This is a genomic window from Shewanella sp. MF05956, assembly GCF_059758055.1.
Genome location: NZ_JCAYNV010000002.1, coordinates 204,744 through 224,914 on the forward strand (window position 1 = coordinate 204,744; position 20,171 = coordinate 224,914).

The following is a 20,171-nucleotide window of genomic DNA, read 5'->3' on the forward strand; positions in this document are numbered from 1 at the left end:
ACATGACCGCCAGCTTTAAGTCTTTAACATGGAAACAAACGAACTTAGTGGTTTTCACCGCTTTGTTTTTTGCCATTGCTATTTTTATAGTCGAAATAGCCATTCAAGTCATTTCAACCAAAAACCAACTCAGTGATGCGCAACAAGAACTGCTTAATTCGGTCGAACAAACTACCACCAATGCTGTCTGGTCTCTGGATGACAAACTCGCTAGCCAAACCCTTGAAGGCATTATAAAAGTCGACAATGTAGGCTCTGCAGTAATCGAGCTCGATGATGGTTCATTGTTTGTCACTACCTCAAATCCCGTCGATAAATCGTCAGCGACTTACACTAATTTAAGCCAACGCTTATTTGGTGATTTAAGAGAAATATCTAGGCCTTTGTATCGCCCGTTTTACTTTGAGGGTAATAAAGAGCAACAACTCATTGGTACACTGACCGTTTTTTATGACACTCAAAGACTCACCAATAAATTATTCAGCCAACTTAAATTAGGCTTAATTGCCACTTTAGCACGCGCCCTGCTACTCACATTGGTGCTGAGCGTTGTGTTTCACCGCTTTTTAACTCAGCCTATTGCACGTATTAGCGAAGCTATTGATAAAATCGATCCTGATTCGCCAGATGAAAACCTCTTGCCTATGTCTCCCGCGCACAAAGACGACGAGCTTGGCTTAGTGACCAGTAAATTTAATCAAATTCTGCTGCAGTTTAGCCAAACTCAAAACAAATTACGTAAAATGGCGACCCGAGATCCGTTAACAGGGTTACCAAATCGCACTCTGTTACTCGAAACGCTAAATGTGACGATTCAGCGTTCACGGGTTCACAAACGTAACTTTGCACTTTTATTCATCGATTTAGACCGTTTCAAAAACGTCAATGACTCGCTTGGGCATGCGCTAGGAGACCAATTTTTAGCACGAATCGCTCGCATATTAGAGCGTGTTGTTGGTGATAGAGGTAGTGTTGCTAGGCTCGGTGGTGATGAGTTTGTCATTTTAGCTGATGAAATCCAAACCCCCGCTCAAGCAGCTGACTTTGTCGATAAACTATTAATTCAGTTAAATGCACCAGTTCAATTAAATGAACACGCTATTCATCCTGCTGCGTCAATTGGGATTTCGATTTACCCTGAAGACGGTGACACAGCAGAAGATCTTATCAGACATGCTGACATTGCCATGTATAGCGCTAAGGCTGCGGGTTCTAACCAATGGTCTTTCTTTAAACAACAAATGACCGAACGTGCTGCGGTAAGGCTTCGTACTGAAGCATCGTTACATGATGCATTGAAAAACAATGAATTCTTATTATATTTCCAGCCAAAGTTTGATTTGAAGACAAATAAAGTTGTCGGTTGTGAAGCACTTATTCGCTGGCAAAAAGATGGCAGGCTAATCAGCCCGATGTCGTTTATCCCGGTAGCAGAAGAGACTGGTATTATTATTCCTATTGGTCGATGGGTCATTGAACAAAGCTGTAAAGTCATTCGTGAATGGCAACGTAAATACAATTATGCCATCCCCATTGCCGTCAATGTGGCCTCTCAACAGTTTGCCGATGCCAGTTTAGTACCCGATATTAAGCAACTTGCGATTCGATACCAAATTCGTCCTGAGTTGTTAGAAGTCGAAATTACTGAAACATCATTAATGAACGATGTAGAACAAGCCATAGTAAAGCTTGAACAGCTCAAATCAGCTGGGTTTGGTATCGCAGTCGATGATTTTGGAACCGGATATTCGTCACTATCTTACCTACGACATTTGCCTATTACGACAATGAAAATCGATCGGGCTTTTGTGAGTGACTTGCCTGAAGACAGCGCGATAGCATCAACTATTTTGATGTTAGGTCGCCAGTTGGATTTAACCATTGTGGCAGAAGGAATTGAAAATGAAGAACAGTTGCAATGGCTTAAAGATAATCAATGTGAAATCGGTCAAGGTTTTTTCTTTAGCCAACCCTTGCCACTAGAAGAATTTGAACAAAAATACATCATGTCTGAAACAGCACAAATCGTTCGCATATAGCGTTTGAACAGCCATTTTAATCGAACGGTCACATAGTGAATTTAAATCGAGTACCGTTGAAGTAATACCATTTCGCTTTAATAGTAAAGACTCGTTAATAGTTATCAGTGCTATAAATTTTGATTAATCACAAATTTTAGACAATAAAAAAGGAGGCTAAAGCCTCCTTTTTTACGGTTTAGTTCACTTACATTAGTAAGCGATACATCGAATTAACGACGTAAACCTAACTTCTTGATCAGAACAGCATAACGCTCTGAGTCAGTACGCTTTAGGTAAGCTGTAAGCTTACGACGAGCGCTAACCATGCGTAATAGACCACGACGTGAGTGGTGATCATGGATGTGCTCTTTAAAGTGACCTTGAAGGTGGTTAATTTGAGCAGTTAGTAAAGCTACTTGAACTTCAGTTGAACCAGTATCGTTTTCGCAACGACCAAATTCAGCTAAAATTTTTGCTTTTGCTTCAGCACTTAGTGACATGTGTATCTCCAAAAAAAGTAAATGTATCTCTAGCCGATCACTAACTCAGCCAGAGCGAGCGCGGTATTCTAACTAGATTAGAGAGTAACCGCAATAAAAAAGCATATAAAACTGATCAATTAGGCTATTTAGTGCCAATAACATTATTCAGCAGTGTCGTGCATCACAATGAGTCTTTTAGGCGCTAATAAGCCATCATCGTTCATACTACCAATACCAACAAACTTACGCTCATCACCGATGGTAATACGCACTAAACAGTCAGGTTTTAACCCAGAAGCCTGAATCGCTTGACCTTGCATGACGTAATATAACATTGCGTCTGGGAGGTTAATTTCAGGGAAATTAGCCACTGCTGTATCCATTGGTAACAATAATGGATCTAACAAGGTTTTAGGGGCAATTTCTTGTTCTTGTGCTTGCGCTAATAGTGCTTCTAGCTCAGCGAGACTCACCATTTTTTCATATGGGTATTCTGCAACCTGCGTACGGCGCAACATAATCACATGAGCACCACACCCTAGCATTTCGCCTAAATCATCAATGATTGTGCGAATATACGTGCCTTTAGAGCAATGAATGTCTAACGTTAACTCATCACCTTCGAGTTTAATAAAATTAAGCTCGAATACCGTTATAGGACGAGACTCTCTAGGAACCTCAATACCTTCACGGGCATATTTATATAAAGGCTGACCTTGATATTTTAATGCCGAATACATTGATGGAATTTGTTGTGTGGTTCCACGAAAAAACTCAAGCTTTTCATCAAGAAGGGCCTGAGTAAAATCCACTGGACGCGTTTGCACCACTTCGCCATCTGAGTCACTGGTGTCAGTACGTTGACCAAGCTTTGCTGTGACAAGGTAGCGTTTATCAGCATCTAATAAATGCTGAGAAAACTTAGTTGCCTCACCTAAACAAATAGGCAACATGCCAGTGGCTAATGGATCTAATGCGCCAGTATGACCAGCTTTGTTTGCATTAAAGATACGCTTAACCTTTTGCAAAGCAAAGTTAGAGCTCATGCCAGTATCTTTATCGAGTAATACGATTCCGTCGATGAAGCGACCTTTAGGGCGACGAGCCATTAATCTTGCTCCTTGTCACCATCAACAGATTCACTGCTATCTGATGCTTGTGGGTCATATTGCTGCTGCTTAGCTTTATCTTTGCTGATGACTTGAGTCACTAGGTTAGACATACGCATGCCTTCTACCAATGAGCTGTCATAAACAAAACGCAATTCAGGCATAACACGTAATTTCATACGTCCTGCCACTAATGTGCGTATGTAAGGCGCCGCTGCACTTAGTGCATCAATTTTCTGCTGAACAAGTTCAATGTCTTCTTCAAAGAAAGTTACAAACACTTTTGCATAGCTTAAATCACGTGAAACGTCTACGTCGTTTACGGTTACAAAGCCAATGCGGGGATCTTTCATATCGCGTTGTAACACCATTGCAAGTTCTTGCTGGAGTTGCTGCGCAATACGTCTTGTACGACTAAATTCTTTTGCCATGATGATGTGCCATAACGTTGGGTATACAATCAAAAAGGGCGGCTAATGCCGCCCTTCCAATGGTGCTTATAAGGTGCGAGCTATTTCGACTATTTCGAAGACCTCAATTTGGTCTCCTACGCGAACGTCATTATAGTTCTTCACGCCGATACCACATTCCATGCCATTACGGACTTCTTGTGCATCGTCTTTAAAGCGACGTAATGATTCAAGTTCACCTTCGAAGATAACCACGTTTTCACGAAGTACACGAATAGGCGCACTACGCTTAACAAGACCTTCGGTAACCATACAACCGGCAATAGCGCCTAGTTTAGGAGACTTAAACACATCACGAACTTCAGCTAGACCAATAATAACTTGCTTAAATTCTGGTGCAAGCATACCGGTCATTGCAGCACGAACTTCATCAATTAAGTTATAGATGATGCTGTAATAACGTAAATCAACACTTTCTGCTTCAATAGTCTTACGAGCCTGTGCATCCGCTCGGACGTTAAAGCCGACTAAAATTGCATTTGATGCTGCTGCAAGGGTTGCATCAGTTTCAGTTAGTGCACCTACGCCACGCGCAATGATGTTCACTTTAACTTCGTCTGTAGACAGTTTAGTTAATGATTCACAAATTGCTTCTAATGAACCTTGTACATCAGCTTTAAGTACGATGTTCAGCTCTTGTACTTCACCTTCTTCCATGTTCGCGAACATGTTTTCTAGCTTAGACTTCTGCTGACGCGCTAACTTAACATCACGGAACTTGCCTTGACGATAAAGTGCGACTTCACGTGCTTTACGCTCATCACGAACTACAGTAGCTTCATCACCTGCTGAAGGAACACCTGAAAGACCTAAAATCTCAACAGGAATAGAAGGACCCGCTTCAGTGATTGCTTTACCGTTTTCGTCTTTCATTGCACGGATTTTACCGTACTCTAAACCACATAAAACGATATCGCCTTGGCGTAATGTACCTTCTTGAACCAAGATAGTTGCTACTGGGCCACGACCTTTATCAAGTTGCGATTCAATAACCACACCAGCTGCCATAGTATCGCGTACCGCTTTAAGTTCTAACACTTCAGCTTGTAACAAGATACCTTCTAACAGTGCATCAACACCTTCACCCGTTTTGGCTGATAAGTGAACGAACATGTTATCTCCGCCCCAATCATCAGACATAACACCGTGTTGAGACAGCTCACTCTTAACGCGTTCAGGATCAGCATCTGGCTTATCCATTTTGTTAATCGCTACGATTAACGGCACGTTACCGGCTTTAGCATGTTGAATAGCTTCAATCGTCTGCGGCATTACACCGTCATCGGCAGCAACAACAAGAATAACGATATCTGTCGCTTTAGCACCACGAGCACGCATTGACGTAAATGCCGCGTGACCAGGGGTGTCTAAGAAGGTGATCATGCCATTGTCAGTTTCAACATGGTATGCACCAATGTGCTGAGTAATACCACCGGCTTCGCCAGCAGCAACTTTTGCACGACGGATATAATCAAGTAGAGATGTCTTACCATGGTCAACGTGGCCCATAATGGTCACAACAGGTGCACGAGACTCAAGCTTGATATTGTCATCACGGTCTTGCAGTACTTGATGCTCTAATTCGTTATCACGGATTAGCACCACTTTATGACCCATTTCTTCTGCAACCATTTGGGCAGTTTCTTGGTCAAGTACTTGGTTAATCGTTACCATTGAACCCATTTTCATCATTTGCTTGATGATCTCAGTGGCTTTAATTGCCATTAAGTGAGCAAGTTCAGAAACGGTAACAGTTTCGCCGATACGTACATCACGGCTTACAGCTGCGGCTGGCTTGTTAAAGCCATGCGCCATTGACTGTGGTGCAGTACTGCGATTACGCATGTGTTTTTCACGACCGTCACGCGCATCTTTACCACCACGTTTCTTATTGGTGTTTTTGTTGCGTGCACGACGACCACGTTTTTCATCATCGGCATCAGAACTGTCTTCTGCTGCACGAGCAACTTTAGACGTTGTAATGTGGTGATCGCTGTTCTTTTCCGCTTCTAGGCGTAAACGCTCTTCATCGGCCCAACGCTTCGAGTTTTCTTCAGCTAATTTGCGAGCTTTTTCTGCCGCTTGCGCTGCTTCTTCTTTCTGCTTTTCGGTTAATACCGCTTCTTGAGTTGCTTTTAAGCGCTCTGCTTCAGCTTTTGCTGCTGCAGTTTCTGGATCGGTTACTTTAGGCGCTTTTGGCTCTGCTTTCGCTTTTTCTGATTTCACTTTGGCTTCTGCTTCTGCTTTTTTCTTGGCTTCTGCATCAGCTTTTGCTTTCGCTTCTGCTGCTGCCTTTGCTTCTGCTTCAACCTTTGCTTTAGCTTCCGCTTCAGCCTGGGCTTTTTCTTGCGCTTCTAATTCAGCTTGTTTAGCTAAATCAGTGTCATCACGTTTAACAAAAGTACGCTTTTTACGGACTTCTACTTTCACGTCTTTAGATTGACCACCAGTGCTTGCAACGCTTAACGTTGACACTGTTTTACGCTGAAGCGTCATTTTAGTCGGTGCAGAATCTGCGCCGTGCTGTTTTTTCAGAAAGTCTAAAAGCTGCTGCTTTTCCTGTTCTGAAACGGTATCTTTCTGTTGTTTCTTAATACCAGCATCTGAAAATTGTTCGATTAAACGCTCAACCGATTTTCCTACTTCTGCTGCTAATTTTTCTACGCTTGTATCTGCCATCAATTAAATCCCCCTGTTGATCGACTTATGCTTCTTCGCCAAACCAACAGATGTTGCGGGCAGCCATAATAAGCTCACCTGCTTTTTCTTCTGTTAATTCTTCAATATCAATTAAATCGTCAATACCTTGCTCGGCCAAGTCTTCTAAAGTCACTACGCCTTTGCTCGCGAGAACATAAGCTAAATGTCTTTCTAATCCTTCCAATGCTAATAAGTCATCACTTGGCTCTGCACCATCTAACGCTTCTTCAGTAGCTAGAGCTCTTGTCGAGATAGCTGCTTTTGCACGTTCACGTAATGCCGCGACGATTCCTTCGTCAAAGCCTTCTATTGCGAGTAGTTCAGATTCTGGTACATAAGCGATTTCTTCAAGCGAAGTAAATCCTTCATCAGCCAGTACTGCCGCAAAATCTTTGTCTACATCTAGCGAAGCAACAAACAAATCAATCACTTTCGCACTTTCGGCTTGGTGTTTCTTGTTCATGTCTTCTACTGTCATTACGTTCAGTTCCCAACCAGTTAGTTGAGTCGCTAAACGTACGTTTTGACCGTTACGGCCAATAGCTTGCGCTAAGCTGTCAGCTTCAACAGCGATGTCCATCGAGTGGTTATCTTCGTCCACAATGATAGACGCAACATCAGCCGGCGCCATGGCGTTGATCACATATTGAGCAGGATTATCATCCCACAACACGATATCAACACGTTCGCCACCTAATTCATTGGAAACGGCTTGTACGCGTGCACCACGCATACCAACACAAGCACCTATCGGATCGATGCGACGGTCATTTGACTTAACCGCGATTTTAGCTCGGGCACCAGGATCACGTGCAGCACCCATTACTTCGATTAGCTCGTCGTAAATTTCAGGCACTTCTACACGAAAAAGCTCGATTAACATTTCAGGCTTGCTGCGTGTTAAAAATATCTGAGCACCACGCGCTTCTGGGCGTACTGCGTACAATAATGCACGAACACGGTCACCAGGACGAAATGATTCGCGGCTGATTAAATCTTCTCTAAATATAACACCGTCTGCATTGTTGCCTAAATCAACAACAATACTTTCACGTGAGCTTTTCTTAACGATACCAGTAACAATTTCGCCTTCACGCTCAATAAACTGTTCCACAATTTGTGCACGTTCAGCTTCACGTACTTTTTGTACGATAACTTGTTTAGCAGTTTGTGTTGTGATGCGATCAAATGCGACTGAGTCAATTTGGTCTTCAATATACTCTCCCACTAGAATACCTGGCTCTTCAAAAAGAGCGGCTTCAAGTGTGATTTCACTGTACGGGTTTTCTAAGGCTTCACCCTTATCGTCAACCACCATCCAACGACGGAAAGTATCGTAGTTACCTGTTTTGCGATCAATGGCAACACGAACTTCAATATCACCTTCGTATTTTTTCTTGGTAGCAGTAGCTAAAGCAATTTCTAGCGCTTCAAAAATCTTTTCGCGCGGAACGCCTTTTTCATTGGAAACCGCTTCTGCGACTAGCAGGATCTCTTTATTCATTTGGTCTTGCCTCGTTCTTCACCTGAAACTATCAAAACTTAGCGATAATGTTGCCTTTGCGGATGTTATCCAAAGCAACAATCAAGTCTTTACCATCAACTTTGATGGTGAGCATTTGCCCATCAACACTAGTGATGACGCCTTTTAGATTTCGACTACCCGCAACAGGCATAGTCAACTGTACTTTCGCATCTTCACCGATGTAAGCGGCATACTGCGCTGCTGTAAATAACGGTCTATCTACTCCAGGCGAAGATACTTCTAATGTGTATTCTGTAGAAATCGGGTCTTCAACATCCATAACTGCGCTAACTTGACGACTGGCCTCAGCACAATCTTCAATGTTGATGCCATTCTCGTGATCAATAAACACACGTAGAATTGAATGACGACCAGCTTGAACATATTCAATGCCCCAAAGCTGAAAGCCTGACGCTTCAACTGGAACCGTTAACATTTCAACTAGCTTGGATTCTATTGTTGCCAAAAATGACCCCCAAAAAAAACAAAAAAAGGGCTAAAAGCCCCAGAGCAACCCGTCAATATCACGGGTATTTAAAAGTCCATATAACAAAAAACCCCGTAATCACGAGGTCATTTTATTATAGAACCTGTAAATTGCGATTTAATTTCAAACAGAAAATAAATCACAAGGAGCTGGTTGCGGGGGCCGGACTTGAACCGACGACCTTCGGGTTATGAGCCCGACGAGCTACCAACTGCTCCACCCCGCGTCAACTGTTTGCAAGTATATTGATTTACGTCATATCTTGCAATAACTAATCAAACACAATCCTTAGTTTGTTAGTTATAATTTGGTGCCGAGAGCGGGACTTGAACCCGCACGTCCGTTAGGACACAGCCACCTCAAGGCTGCGCGTCTACCAATTCCACCACCTCGGCGTAAACTAGTTTACTAGTCAGGAATTTTAGTTTCTGACTGTTCGGTTTGCACAGGCGCTTCATCAATGATTTGCTCTGCTGCAGTACCTAAATCGTTCCATTGATCATTCTGCTGTGTGTGGTTGGCACTTAAATTACCAATCACTAAACTTAACGCGAAAAAACCAATCGCCAAGACAGCAGTAGAACGGGTCAGAAAGTTACCTGAACCGCTTGAGCCAAATAACGTGCCTGAAGCACCGGCTCCGAAAGATGCGCCCATATCGGCACCCTTTCCTTGTTGAATTAAAATTAAGCCTACTAGACCTAACGCAACCACCAAGTATACAACTATAAGAACTTCGTACATATTATTACGCGCTCATCGCTATGGTACATAAACTTAAAAACTCAGTTGAGTTCAGACTTGCACCGCCAATCAGACCACCATCAACATCAGGTTGGGCAAAAATATCTGCCGCATTATTGGGGGTAACACTACCACCGTAAAGAATCCTAATGTTCTCTCCAATAAATGGAGACACTTCAGAGAGGCGGCTGCGAATAAACGCATGTACTTCTTGTGCCTGCTCTGGTGTAGCGCTTTTACCCGTTCCTACTGCCCATAAAGGTTCGTAGGCGATAATCGCGTTATCAAAAGCCATGGTGCCGTTTTTTTCAATAACAATATCTAACTCTTCAGCAATCACCTCAAAGGTGCGTCTTGCTTCTCGAGCTGGACCTGATTCACCAACACAAAGTATCGGTGTGAGTCCGTGTTTTTGTGCAGCAGCAAATTTTTCTGCCACAATATTACTCGTCTCTCCGTACATACGGCGACGTTCGGAATGGCCGATAATAACATATCGACATCCTGAATCTTTTAGCATCTGCCCAGATATTTCACCGGTGTACGCGCCAAAGTCATGTTGACTTAGATTTTGCGCGCCCATTCTAACAAGCGCACCGTCTAACGTTTGCTTATTTGCTTCAAGCAGTTGCCTAACACTTTCAAGATAAATTGAAGGCGGGCATAAAACCACTTCAGCTGAATCATTTTGGAGCTTCGAGGCAAACTTCTTAAAAAGCTCTTCAGCTAATGCTGAATTACCATTCATTTTCCAGTTGCCAGCTACCATAGGACGTCTGAGTGCCATCACTGTCTCCTTTGAAAGCGGCGTGAATAATAGCGAACCACTTATCAAGTTACAATAGCTAAAAGGGGAATATTTCAGATTAATGGTCGAAGCGTCTACTTTTTAAGCGCGCAACGACATTCCTGAATATTCAAATAATTAACATGCTGCTTTTACCGCCTCTGCGATACTATTTGCATGTGCAAGTACTTGCGAGTGGTCATCTCCTTCGACCATGACTCGGATTAACGGCTCGGTACCTGACTTACGCAGTAATACTCGTCCGCGAGCACCCAATTGTGCTTCCACTTTTACCTGCGCCATTTTAACCGCATCGGTGTCGAGTGGATTGGTGGTTCCTTCAAAGCGAACATTCACCAGTACCTGAGGTAACATCTTCATTGGCTCAGTGAGTTGTTCAAGCGTTGCTTGCTGTCTTCTCATTGCGGCAAGTACCAAAATACCAGCTACAATACCGTCGCCAGTGGTACCATGATCGAGGTTAAGAATGTGGCCTGAATTTTCACCACCGATACGCCAGTCATGTTGCTTTAACATTTCCATTACGTACCGATCACCCACATTTGAACGAACAAACGGAATATCAAGCGCTTGCAGTGCTAAGTCTAACCCTAAATTAGACATTAAGGTACCCACTACACCGCCTTTTAAAATACCACGCTTTTGCGCATCTACGGCTAAAATATATAATATTTGATCGCCATCTATGACTTCGCCACGATTGTTAACCATCATAATGCGATCGCCGTCACCATCGAGGGCGATGCCTAAATCAGCATTTTCGGCTAATACCGTTTCGCATATTTTGGCCATTGAGGTGGCGCCAACTTTGTCGTTAATGTTTAAACCGTTTGGTTTATCACCAATAGCAATAACATCTGCACCCAATTCCCTAAATACATTCGGAGCGATATGATAAGTCGCACCATGAGCGCAATCTACGACAATCTTTAATCCTTCCAAAGTATGATCTGCCGGGAAATTTCCTTTGCAGTATTCAATATAACGCCCAGCGGCATCCTCTATACGGCGCGCCTTACCTAATAAATGAGACTCGACACACACTAGAGGCTTTTCAAGTTCGGCTTCAATCTCAAGCTCAATAGCATCATCAAGCTTGCTGCCGTCAGTTGAAAAGAATTTGATACCATTGTCGTAGTAAGGGTTATGCGACGCACTGATAACCACACCCGCTTCGGCTCTAAATGTTCTGGTTAAATAGGCCACTGCAGGAGTCGGCATTGGTCCTAATAACAACACATTTAAACCCGCGGCAGATAAGCCGGCTTCTAATGCTGACTCAAATAAATACCCTGAAATACGAGTGTCTTTGCCAATGATGACTTTTTGAGTGCCATTTCTGGACAAAACACGACCCGCAGCCCAACCAAGTTTTAATGCCAACTCAGGGGTCATTTTTCCGTCACCCACTTTGCCGCGAATGCCGTCAGTCCCAAAAAATTTTCTTTGCTTCACAGTTCCCCACTTAAGTGATTCACTTTGTGTTAAATATTATTATGATTTTGCGATTACGGATTGCCATATACATATACATATACATATACAACAACCGAGATAATTATAACTGTTCCATGGTGGCTGACATTACCTTTAGTACATCAACTGTTTCAGCTACGTCATGAACACGAATAATCTGCGCGCCTTGTTGCGCCGCAATTAATGCCCCCGCTAAACTGCCGGCAAGACGTTGGTCAGTATCACGACCTAATAAGTTGCCAATCATGCTTTTACGAGATAAGCCGACTAATACCGGCAAATGAAACTCATGTAGCTTAGGTAACATAGCTAATAGACGGTAATTATGCGCTAAAGTTTTACCAAAGCCAAAACCGGGATCAAGAATTAATCGTTCGCGCTCAATACCCGCAGCTTCACAATACGCGATACGCAATTCGAAAAATGCAGCAACTTCATCTACTACATCATCGTAAGCTGGAGCATCTTGCATAGTTTGAGGTTCGCCTTGCATGTGCATTAAGCAAATAGGCACATCAAGCGACGCTGCCATGGCTAGCGCACCAGGTAATTGTAATGCACGTACATCATTGATTAAATTAGCGCCCGCATCGACTGCGGCCTCCATCACTTCAGGCTTACTGGTGTCGATTGAAATCCACACATTATGGGTTTTAGCAATATATTCAATAATAGGAATAACTCGAGCCAACTCCTGCTCAATGGATACCTCTGTAGCGCCAGGTCTTGTTGACTCACCGCCGACATCGATCATTAATGCACCTTGCTCAACCATGTCATCAACATGACGGCACGCCAGCTCAAAATCACTATATGCGCCGCCATCAGAAAAAGAATCAGGGGTGACATTAACAATCCCCATCACGATTGGTGCTGTTAAATCGAGGGTTTTACTGGCATGAGTTAATTGAAACACAGGTAATGTCCTAACGTAGATTAAAAACAAGAAAACCCCTTTCGGGGTTTTCTTTATTGATTTGATTATTTATTTAGCAGGTGATTCATCTGCGTCACTAATATCAGTTTTAGGTTTCTCTTCAGACTTCTCATCTTCAACTTTAGGCGCGCTGTTTCCGCCATCTTTGTCATCAGACGATTCATCTTTTTGCCATTCGGCAGGCATTCGTACTTCACGGCGATGCATTAAATCATCAATTTGCAACGAATCAATTGTTTCGTATTTCATCAAAGCATCTTTCATCGCATGTAAAATATCCATATTTTCAGTCAACATGGTTTGCGCACGTTGATAGTTTTTATCGATAAACATTTTGATTTCAGAGTCAATTAATGACGCAGTATCACCTGACATCGCTTTAGATTTACCCATACTGCGGCCTAAGAAAACTTCGTTTTCTTCTTCTGCATACAGTAAAGGCCCCAACTTGTCAGAGAACCCCCATTGGGTAACCATGTTACGTGCAATTGATGTGGCGTACTTAATGTCTTGCGATGCACCTGTAGAGACTTTTTCACTACCGTAAATAAGTTCTTCAGCTAAACGTCCGCCGTAGGCTACAGAAATCTGCGATTCAAGCTTGCGACGGCTTTGGCTAACAGCATCGGCTTCTGGTAAGAAGAAGGTGACACCCAGAGCTCGTCCACGAGGAATGATGGTCACTTTATGCACAGGATCGTGCTCTGGCACTAAGCAACCTACAATCGCATGGCCAGCTTCATGATAAGCGGTCATCTCTTTGTCTTCTTCAGACATCACCATAGAACGGCGCTCTGCACCCATCATAATCTTGTCTTTGGCGCGTTCAAACTCTTCCATACCAACAACGCGGCGATTACCACGAGCAGCAAACAAGGCCGCTTCATTGACTAGGTTAGCTAAATCAGCACCAGAGAAACCAGGCGTACCACGAGCGATAACGCTTGCTTTAACATCGTCAGACAAAGGCACTTTGCGCATGTGCACTTTAAGGATTTGTTCACGACCACGTACATCGGGCAAGCCAACAACAACTTGGCGATCAAATCGACCTGGGCGAAGTAGCGCAGAGTCGAGTACGTCTGGACGGTTAGTTGCCGCAATGACAATCACGCCTTCATTACCTTCAAAGCCATCCATCTCAACCAGCAACTGGTTCAATGTTTGCTCACGTTCATCATGACCACCACCCACGCCTGCGCCACGCTGGCGACCTACAGCATCGATTTCATCGATAAAGATAATACATGGAGCTGACTTTTTGGCTTGTTCGAACATGTCACGCACACGAGATGCACCAACACCCACAAACATTTCCACAAAATCAGAACCTGAAATGGTAAAGAATGGCACTTTGGATTCACCCGCAATAGCCTTAGCTAGTAACGTTTTACCGGTACCAGGCTGTCCAACCATTAATACACCAGTAGGAATACGGCCGCCTAATTTTTGGAACTTAGTCGGGTCACGTAAATAATCAACTAGCTCTTTCACTTCTTCTTTTGCTTCATCACAACCGGCAACATCAGCAAAAGTCGTTTTGATTTGGTCTTCGCTCATCAGTTTGGCTTTACTTTTACCAAATGACATTGCGCCCTTACCGCCACCACCTTGCATTTGTCGCATGAAGAAAATCCATACTCCAATCAGCAGTAACATTGGGAACCATGAAATAAAGATTTGAGTTAAGAAACCAGATTCTTCAGCTTCCTGGCCTTTATAGTCAATACCTTTAGCTTGAAGATCATTGATCAAATCTTGATCATACATAGGCATAATAGTGGTGAACTTTTCGCCGGTACGTTTAGTCCCTTCAATCGTTCTTTGGTCGCTTTTAATTTCGACCGTGTTGATTTGACCATTTCGGACGTTGTCCAAAAAGGCGGAGTAATCCATCTTCTGCGAATTCGAAGAAGAGGGGGAATAACCCTGAAACACTGACATCAGCACAACAGCGATGACAACCCAGAGTATTAAATTTTTTGCCATGTCACTCAAATTACTAGACCTCTTAACAGTCCTGCGATTATTAACGTTAGACTACTACAACTTGTAACCAGTCGCCACTAGATAGACTTCTCGAGAGCGCGCTCTAGAGGAGTCTGGTTTTCGGGTTTTTACTACTTTGAATGCCTCTTTAACTGTTTTCATGTACTCGTCAAAGCCCTCCCCCTGAAAGACCTTAACAGCAAAACAGCCATTAGGCGCCAACACTTGATGACACATATCTAGCGCTAATTCCACTAAATACATTGCTCTAGGTTGATCTACAACATCCGAACCACTCATGTTCGGTGCCATATCTGATAGTACCACATCCACTTTATCTTGCCCTACTCGGTCAAGCAATGCCTGTAATACTTTGTCTTCTCTAAAATCACCTTGAAGAAAATCTACGCCAACAATAGGGTCCATCGGTAAAATGTCACACGCGATGACTTTACCATTGTCCCCCACTAGTTTAACTGCAACTTGTGACCATCCGCCGGGGGCGGCCCCTAAATCTACCACTGTCATGCCAGATCTAATCAAGCTGTCTTTTTGCTGGATTTCTTCTAACTTAAATGCAGCACGTGAGCGTAAGCCTCTTTTTTGCGCTAATTTCACATAGTGATCGTGAAAGTGTTCTTGCATCCAGCGAGTCGAACTCGCTGTACGTTTTTTGGTTACCATTTAAATTCCGCAACGATTCAGAGTTACATAAGCCTTATATAAGGGTAGAATACCGGTTTTTCAACAGTAACTCAGAAAAAGTTGGTACAAATGAACTTAACAACCAAACAAAAACAGCATTTAAAAGGTCTGGCGCACAGTCTAAAGCCAGTGGTGCTGCTTGGTGGCAACGGACTAACTGAAGGTGTTCTGGCTGAAATTGATAGCGCTCTTACACATCATGAATTGATTAAAGTGAAAGTAGCCTCTGCAGACAGAGAGCTAAAAAATGCCATCGTTGACGCCATTATACGTGAAACCCAGTCTGCGAAAGTGCAACTTATCGGTCATGTATTAGTTATCTTCCGTCATTCACCAGAAATGAAGATAGCTTTGCCAAAAGCAAAAAAATAGTAAACCATTCGTTGTGAAAAAGCCGCTGATTTCAGCGGCTTTTTTATTACACATTTTTATGAAACATTTTTAATCAATTTATGTTTACGGTGTATCAGGTAACGGCACTATCAGATAATGCTCGGTTTTAAGCCCTAAAAACTCTGGTAAGGTTGCGCCAACAGAAATAGAAGACCATGTGCCGGTTAAAATACCAATAAACATTGCGATTGAAAAACCTTCAAGCGGCGCGCCGCCCATAATCCACAATGCCACCACCGTGAGTAAAGTCGTACCCGATGTCACCATAGTGCGAGAAAACGTAGACTTAACCGCCAAATTATTAATATCCGTCGTTTTCCATTGTGGTTTTGCCACTAATTGTTCACGCACCCTGTCGGCGATAATGATGGAGTCATTCAGCGAATAGCCTAAAATGGCCAAAATAGCGGCAAGGACCGTTAAATTAAATTCCATTTGGCTTAATGCAAAAAAGGCTAATACAAACACCACATCGTGCACTAACGCAAATAATGCTCCAGACGCTAAGCGCCATTCAAATCGATAACTCAGATACCCCATAATACACAGCATCGCAACCAACAAAGCCAAACCACCTTGTTCAACTAATTCTTGGCCCACTTGTGGACCCACAATGCTACTGTTTAACACTGTCAGATTAGACGCTAAAGGCGCTAAGACTTGCTGCAATTCAGGACGTTGATTTTCATCGGGGATATTTGCATAACGTAATACCCAACGCCCTGGCTCACTAGCAGAAATCACGCTCACATCTTGTTGGTAAGCCGCAGTCATTAACGGTTGAATTTCGCTAGCAGTAATGCGTTGATCGATTTGGATTTCGGTAACAACGCCACCAGTAAAATCTAATCCCCAATTAAAGCCTTTTACCCCAATAACGCTTAAAGATAACAACATCAGCACTACCGATATTAGGCTAGATGCATATCGCCATTTGGTTAAATAGCTCAAAGATTGTGATAAATTATTCACCTGAGTTGAGTTTATTTGCGTAGAGTTCATTTGTGTTGAGTTCACTTCTTTTGAATTCATGGGTTACACCTTAATCGCGCGACGAGTGTCACGGCCATACACTAAATTAATGATTGCTCGAGAAGCAAAAATGCCAGTAAACATGCTAGTTAACAAACCCAGCCCCAGCGTTAATGCGAACCCTTGAATAGGCCCATTCCCAATTGAAAACAACACAACCGCAGTAATCATAGTGGTAAAGTTAGCGTCAATAATGGTTGAAAAGGCACTGTCAAAACCGACATCAATTGCACTAGCAAAACTTCGACCTTCTGCTAACTTATCTTTAATACGTTCAAAAATAAGTACGTTGGTATCAACGGCCATGCCGACAGTAAGCACTAACCCCGCAATGCCCGGCAACGTCAGTACAGCGCCAGGAATCAGTGCCAACAAGCCAAACAACATCACCATGTTGGCAATCAATGCTACGTTAGCAACCCAACCTAAACGCCGATACCAACATGCCATAAATAACAACGTTACCGCCAAACCCAGTGCCAGTGCGGCAAAGCCATTGACAATATTCTCTGCCCCTAAGCTTGGGCCAATAGTGCGCTCTTCTACTATTGTTACTGGCGCCGTCATTGAACCTGCTCGAAGTAATAGCGCTAATTGTTGTGCCTCTTGATGTGTTCCCGCGCCAGTTATCTCAAATTTGCTACCTAGCTGGCTTTGAATAGTCGCAACACTAATGATTTTAGTGGTTTGTTGTGCTTGGCCCTTATCATTACGGCTATATTCGCTATACGCTGTCGCCATTGGTTTACCAATGTTGTCGCGTGAAAAATCAGACATTAACTTACCACCGGCAGAATCTAAGCTGATATTCACTTTTGACATGCCAAAGTCGCCAACCGCAGCTCTAGCATCAACAATGTGATCGCCGCCTAACACAGGTTTTCTGGCAACATAAATCGGTTTGCCACTTTCATCTTTAAGCACAATGGCATTGACCGATCCGGTCTCAGCAACGGGGTAAAATGCTAGGCTCGCAGTAGCACCAATCACATTTTTAGCCGTTGCAGGGTCTTGCACTCCAGGTAACTCGATGCGAATACGATTTTCACCTTGGCGTTGCACCAATGCCTCTGTAATACCGAGCTCTTCAATCCGGCTGCGCATAATTTGTAAGTTTTGTTGCACGGTAAGATTCGTTAGCTTTAATTGCTCGCTTTCACTTAACGAAACAACAAGTGTGTCTTGGTGTCCAGTAACTTGCCATAATGGGTATTGCTGGTTAATAAATTGTCTAACTTGCCCTCTCGCTTCTTGCTGTGATGTGTCAATGGTGATTTCAGCACCGTCACCTTGACGAATCAACACACCGCCAATACGTTGCTCTCGCACAAATTGCTTTACCGAATCACTCACCATAATGGCTTGATTTTTAAATACTAACTCTAGGTCAACATCAAGTAAAAACTGCACTCCTCCACGTAAGTCCAGCCCTAATTTGATGGGTTCAAAACCCATGTTCAACAACCAATCAGGGGCTGCTGGCGCTAAAGCTAACGTGACTTGCGCACGGTCGGCAAATGATTCTGATAAGATGTTTTTAGCTTGAGTTTGCTGATCAGCTTGTTGCAACACAACCAACACATTTTGCTGCTGTTGATCAATTCGCTTACTGCTAATTCCTGCGCGGTTTAATACCTTATAAACCTGTTCAGACGAAATTGTATTAGGGGATTTGGTCGATAACTGCACCGCCGCATCTTCGCCATACCAAGATGGCAAAGCACTTAAAAACAGTATGATTAACGTCACAATGAGCACCCAGTATTTCCACTGAGCGTATTTGTTGAGTTGCTTATTTAACGGTTTATTGTTGTCTATTGATGTCATAACACTTGCTCTCACTACACCGCGGCCAAAATGGCCACGATAAAAATGCATAGCGAACGATACAATGCCTAAAGCAGTGACCGGTTCACAATGAAATCCATTAGCTTAGCTAATAGAGTCGGTAGTCAAAGAAATGTTAGCTAACAGGTTTGAGCGTTTACGAAGAGTAAGTTTGATTCTTTCCAGGCGGAAATACGAGAAGGGCCAGATGCTGATGATAATACCCAGTCTAATTGCGGACTAAAGTTAACTTGATAGCCAATTTCCAGGCTCGGGATCGGCGGGGAAACAAACTCATAAGCGAGTAAATAATTAGGATTTACTTCATCAGGTTGATGTTGAGCAAGGTTAATGTACCGTGCAGAGTATGTCGGCACATAATGGAAGTCATTTGAACTAGGTTGCGGATTGATATCCGTATTGATATGTTCAAAGCCAACATAACCTAATAATGTTGTTTTTACATCGATTAAGCGAGGATTATTCATTACGCTTGCACTGATATCTGCGCTAAAACTGTCAATAACGTTTACTTGATTTACAGACGCAGCGGACAAATCGCAATTCGCCAAATGCTGTGATGGTGTGACCACACAATCACTCAATGAAATGCTATTAAATTGTGGCGCACTAAGTTGAGCCGTCGACATTATTAAGACACGGCTATTGATAAGGAAGAGTGAACCCAACCCCACAATAAGCAACATCAATAATATTCGAGCCCAAGGAAACGTCATTAATACCTTAACGCATTAGTGTCTATGTACATTTTCAGTCAGCTGGCTGTTGTGTTAAGCCGATAGCACACTAAAAATGTAACGATAATGTAAAGAGTGTTGATAGTAGCGATACCCTCATTAATGCGCAAATGAATTCTTATACATGTAGCAATAAAAAAACACTTACTGTGAGCAGTAAGTGTTTTTAATTAATAACATAAGGTACAAAGTGTTCGAATTTGCTTTAAAGACTAATCCCAGTGCAAATTAGATATACTTCACCGACAGGATTTCGTAATCAGTCAAACCGCCAGGTGTGGTGATAGACACTTCATCGCCTTCACTTTTACCAATTAACCCGCGGGCAATAGGAGAGTTAACAGAAATCAAATTCTGTTTAATATCAGCTTCATCATCACCCACGATACGGTAAGTCACTTCAGCATCAGTATCAATGTTCAAAATAGTGACTGTTGTGCCAAAAATAACTCGGCCAGTATTTTCTAATTTTTGCACATCAATGATCTGAGCGTTAGATAATTTACCTTCAATATCGCGAATACGCGCTTCACAAATACCTTGATCTTCACGTGCTGCATGGTATTCAGCATTTTCTTTTAAATCGCCTAGTTCACGCGCTGACGCAATGGCCTCGGTAATTTTTGGACGACGATCAAATTTTAAAATTTCCAGTTCTTTACGCAATTGATCTGCGCCAACGACTGTCATTGGGACCTTACTCATAAT

General features: G+C 42.9%; 18 protein-coding genes and 2 tRNA genes. 2 read left to right on the forward strand and 18 right to left on the reverse strand.

The features are described from left to right. The first annotated feature begins 2 nt into the window (after positions 1-2). Positions 3-2,039: a putative bifunctional diguanylate cyclase/phosphodiesterase gene (locus tag AC19MX_RS02795; protein ID WP_432399029.1), complete on the forward strand. Its 2,037-nt coding sequence runs from the start codon at positions 3-5 to the stop codon at positions 2,037-2,039. A gap of 212 nt (positions 2,040-2,251) precedes the next feature. Here the strand turns inward: AC19MX_RS02795 and rpsO are convergent, their stop codons facing one another. From rpsO to rlmE, 14 genes are all read right to left on the reverse strand, one after another. Beyond that, positions 2,252-2,521, reverse strand: a complete 270-nt coding sequence (gene rpsO, locus AC19MX_RS02800) for a 30S ribosomal protein S15 (protein ID WP_432399030.1) — start codon at positions 2,519-2,521, stop codon at positions 2,252-2,254. Positions 2,522-2,664: 143 nt separating this feature from the next. Next, positions 2,665-3,612: a tRNA pseudouridine(55) synthase TruB gene (gene truB / locus AC19MX_RS02805; RefSeq protein ID WP_432399031.1), complete on the reverse strand. Its 948-nt coding sequence runs from the start codon at positions 3,610-3,612 to the stop codon at positions 2,665-2,667. Beyond that, positions 3,612-4,043: a 30S ribosome-binding factor RbfA gene (gene rbfA, locus AC19MX_RS02810; protein WP_432399032.1), complete on the reverse strand. Its 432-nt coding sequence runs from the start codon at positions 4,041-4,043 to the stop codon at positions 3,612-3,614. The genes truB and rbfA overlap by 1 nt, the downstream gene beginning before the upstream one ends. A gap of 66 nt (positions 4,044-4,109) precedes the next feature. Next, positions 4,110-6,761 carry a translation initiation factor IF-2 gene (gene infB / locus AC19MX_RS02815; protein WP_432399033.1) on the reverse strand — a complete coding sequence of 884 codons (2,652 nt, stop codon included), beginning with the start codon at positions 6,759-6,761 and terminating at the stop codon, positions 4,110-4,112. 25 nt (positions 6,762-6,786) lie between these two features. Next, complete coding sequence (nusA, locus tag AC19MX_RS02820; protein ID WP_432399035.1) at positions 6,787-8,286, reverse strand: transcription termination factor NusA; 1,500 nt, start codon at positions 8,284-8,286, stop codon at positions 6,787-6,789. A gap of 31 nt (positions 8,287-8,317) precedes the next feature. After that, on the reverse strand, positions 8,318-8,773 hold the full coding sequence (gene rimP / locus AC19MX_RS02825) for a ribosome maturation factor RimP (protein ID WP_160055251.1): 456 nt from the start codon (positions 8,771-8,773) through the stop codon (positions 8,318-8,320). A gap of 171 nt (positions 8,774-8,944) precedes the next feature. Then, positions 8,945-9,020 (reverse strand) — tRNA-Met (locus AC19MX_RS02830). Between the two features lie 82 nt (positions 9,021-9,102). Continuing rightward, positions 9,103-9,189 (reverse strand) — tRNA-Leu (locus tag AC19MX_RS02835). Positions 9,190-9,202: 13 nt separating this feature from the next. After that, positions 9,203-9,538, reverse strand: a complete 336-nt coding sequence (gene secG, locus AC19MX_RS02840; RefSeq protein ID WP_188923917.1) for a preprotein translocase subunit SecG — start codon at positions 9,536-9,538, stop codon at positions 9,203-9,205. Between the two features lie 4 nt (positions 9,539-9,542). Further along, on the reverse strand, positions 9,543-10,325 hold the full coding sequence (gene tpiA, locus AC19MX_RS02845) for a triose-phosphate isomerase (protein ID WP_188954199.1): 783 nt from the start codon (positions 10,323-10,325) through the stop codon (positions 9,543-9,545). 138 nt (positions 10,326-10,463) lie between these two features. Next, on the reverse strand, positions 10,464-11,801 hold the full coding sequence (gene glmM / locus AC19MX_RS02850) for a phosphoglucosamine mutase (protein WP_432399036.1): 1,338 nt from the start codon (positions 11,799-11,801) through the stop codon (positions 10,464-10,466). Between the two features lie 103 nt (positions 11,802-11,904). Next, a complete protein-coding gene (folP, locus tag AC19MX_RS02855) occupies positions 11,905-12,684 on the reverse strand; it encodes a dihydropteroate synthase (protein WP_432399207.1) in 780 nt (259 codons plus the stop codon). Positions 12,685-12,807: 123 nt separating this feature from the next. Then, positions 12,808-14,757, reverse strand: a complete 1,950-nt coding sequence (gene ftsH, locus AC19MX_RS02860) for an ATP-dependent zinc metalloprotease FtsH (protein ID WP_432399037.1) — start codon at positions 14,755-14,757, stop codon at positions 12,808-12,810. A gap of 45 nt (positions 14,758-14,802) precedes the next feature. Next, a complete protein-coding gene (gene rlmE, locus AC19MX_RS02865) occupies positions 14,803-15,432 on the reverse strand; it encodes a 23S rRNA (uridine(2552)-2'-O)-methyltransferase RlmE (RefSeq protein ID WP_432399038.1) in 630 nt (209 codons plus the stop codon). 90 nt (positions 15,433-15,522) lie between these two features. Between rlmE and yhbY the strand changes: the two genes are divergently transcribed. Next, complete coding sequence (gene yhbY / locus AC19MX_RS02870; RefSeq protein ID WP_160055271.1) at positions 15,523-15,825, forward strand: ribosome assembly RNA-binding protein YhbY; 303 nt, start codon at positions 15,523-15,525, stop codon at positions 15,823-15,825. A gap of 84 nt (positions 15,826-15,909) precedes the next feature. Here the strand turns inward: yhbY and secF are convergent, their stop codons facing one another. The 4 genes from secF to greA all read right to left on the reverse strand — a co-directional run bounded on the left by secF (position 15,910) and on the right by greA (position 20,168). Further along, on the reverse strand, positions 15,910-16,848 hold the full coding sequence (gene secF, locus AC19MX_RS02875) for a protein translocase subunit SecF (RefSeq protein WP_432399208.1): 939 nt from the start codon (positions 16,846-16,848) through the stop codon (positions 15,910-15,912). A gap of 33 nt (positions 16,849-16,881) precedes the next feature. Next, positions 16,882-18,705 carry a protein translocase subunit SecD gene (gene secD, locus AC19MX_RS02880; RefSeq protein ID WP_432399039.1) on the reverse strand — a complete coding sequence of 608 codons (1,824 nt, stop codon included), beginning with the start codon at positions 18,703-18,705 and terminating at the stop codon, positions 16,882-16,884. 140 nt (positions 18,706-18,845) lie between these two features. After that, positions 18,846-19,442: a hypothetical protein gene (locus tag AC19MX_RS02885; RefSeq protein ID WP_432399040.1), complete on the reverse strand. Its 597-nt coding sequence runs from the start codon at positions 19,440-19,442 to the stop codon at positions 18,846-18,848. Positions 19,443-19,691: 249 nt separating this feature from the next. Beyond that, positions 19,692-20,168, reverse strand: a complete 477-nt coding sequence (gene greA / locus AC19MX_RS02890; RefSeq protein WP_432399041.1) for a transcription elongation factor GreA — start codon at positions 20,166-20,168, stop codon at positions 19,692-19,694. Positions 20,169-20,171 lie beyond the last annotated feature (3 nt).

Bases quoted from the DNA above. Each gene is read 5' to 3' on its own strand.
- secG (WP_188923917.1), bottom strand. From the start codon at position 9,538: ATGTACGAAGTTCTTATAGTTGTATACTTGGTGGTTGCGTTAGGTCTA.
- nusA (WP_432399035.1), bottom strand. From the start codon at position 8,286: ATGAATAAAGAGATCCTGCTAGTCGCAGAAGCGGTTTCCAATGAAAAA.
- AC19MX_RS02885 (WP_432399040.1), bottom strand. From the start codon at position 19,442: ATGACGTTTCCTTGGGCTCGAATATTATTGATGTTGCTTATTGTGGGG.
- rpsO (WP_432399030.1), bottom strand. From the start codon at position 2,521: ATGTCACTAAGTGCTGAAGCAAAAGCAAAAATTTTAGCTGAATTTGGT.
- AC19MX_RS02795 (WP_432399029.1), top strand. From the start codon at position 3: ATGACCGCCAGCTTTAAGTCTTTAACATGGAAACAAACGAACTTAGTG.
- secD (WP_432399039.1), bottom strand. From the start codon at position 18,705: ATGACATCAATAGACAACAATAAACCGTTAAATAAGCAACTCAACAAA.
- rlmE (WP_432399038.1), bottom strand. From the start codon at position 15,432: ATGGTAACCAAAAAACGTACAGCGAGTTCGACTCGCTGGATGCAAGAA.
- folP (WP_432399207.1), bottom strand. From the start codon at position 12,684: ATGGGGATTGTTAATGTCACCCCTGATTCTTTTTCTGATGGCGGCGCA.
- tpiA (WP_188954199.1), bottom strand. From the start codon at position 10,325: ATGGCACTCAGACGTCCTATGGTAGCTGGCAACTGGAAAATGAATGGT.
- yhbY (WP_160055271.1), top strand. From the start codon at position 15,523: ATGAACTTAACAACCAAACAAAAACAGCATTTAAAAGGTCTGGCGCAC.
- greA (WP_432399041.1), bottom strand. From the start codon at position 20,168: ATGAGTAAGGTCCCAATGACAGTCGTTGGCGCAGATCAATTGCGTAAA.
- truB (WP_432399031.1), bottom strand. From the start codon at position 3,612: ATGGCTCGTCGCCCTAAAGGTCGCTTCATCGACGGAATCGTATTACTC.
- rbfA (WP_432399032.1), bottom strand. From the start codon at position 4,043: ATGGCAAAAGAATTTAGTCGTACAAGACGTATTGCGCAGCAACTCCAG.
- infB (WP_432399033.1), bottom strand. From the start codon at position 6,761: ATGGCAGATACAAGCGTAGAAAAATTAGCAGCAGAAGTAGGAAAATCG.
- secF (WP_432399208.1), bottom strand. From the start codon at position 16,848: ATGAACTCTACGCAAATAAACTCAACTCAGGTGAATAATTTATCACAA.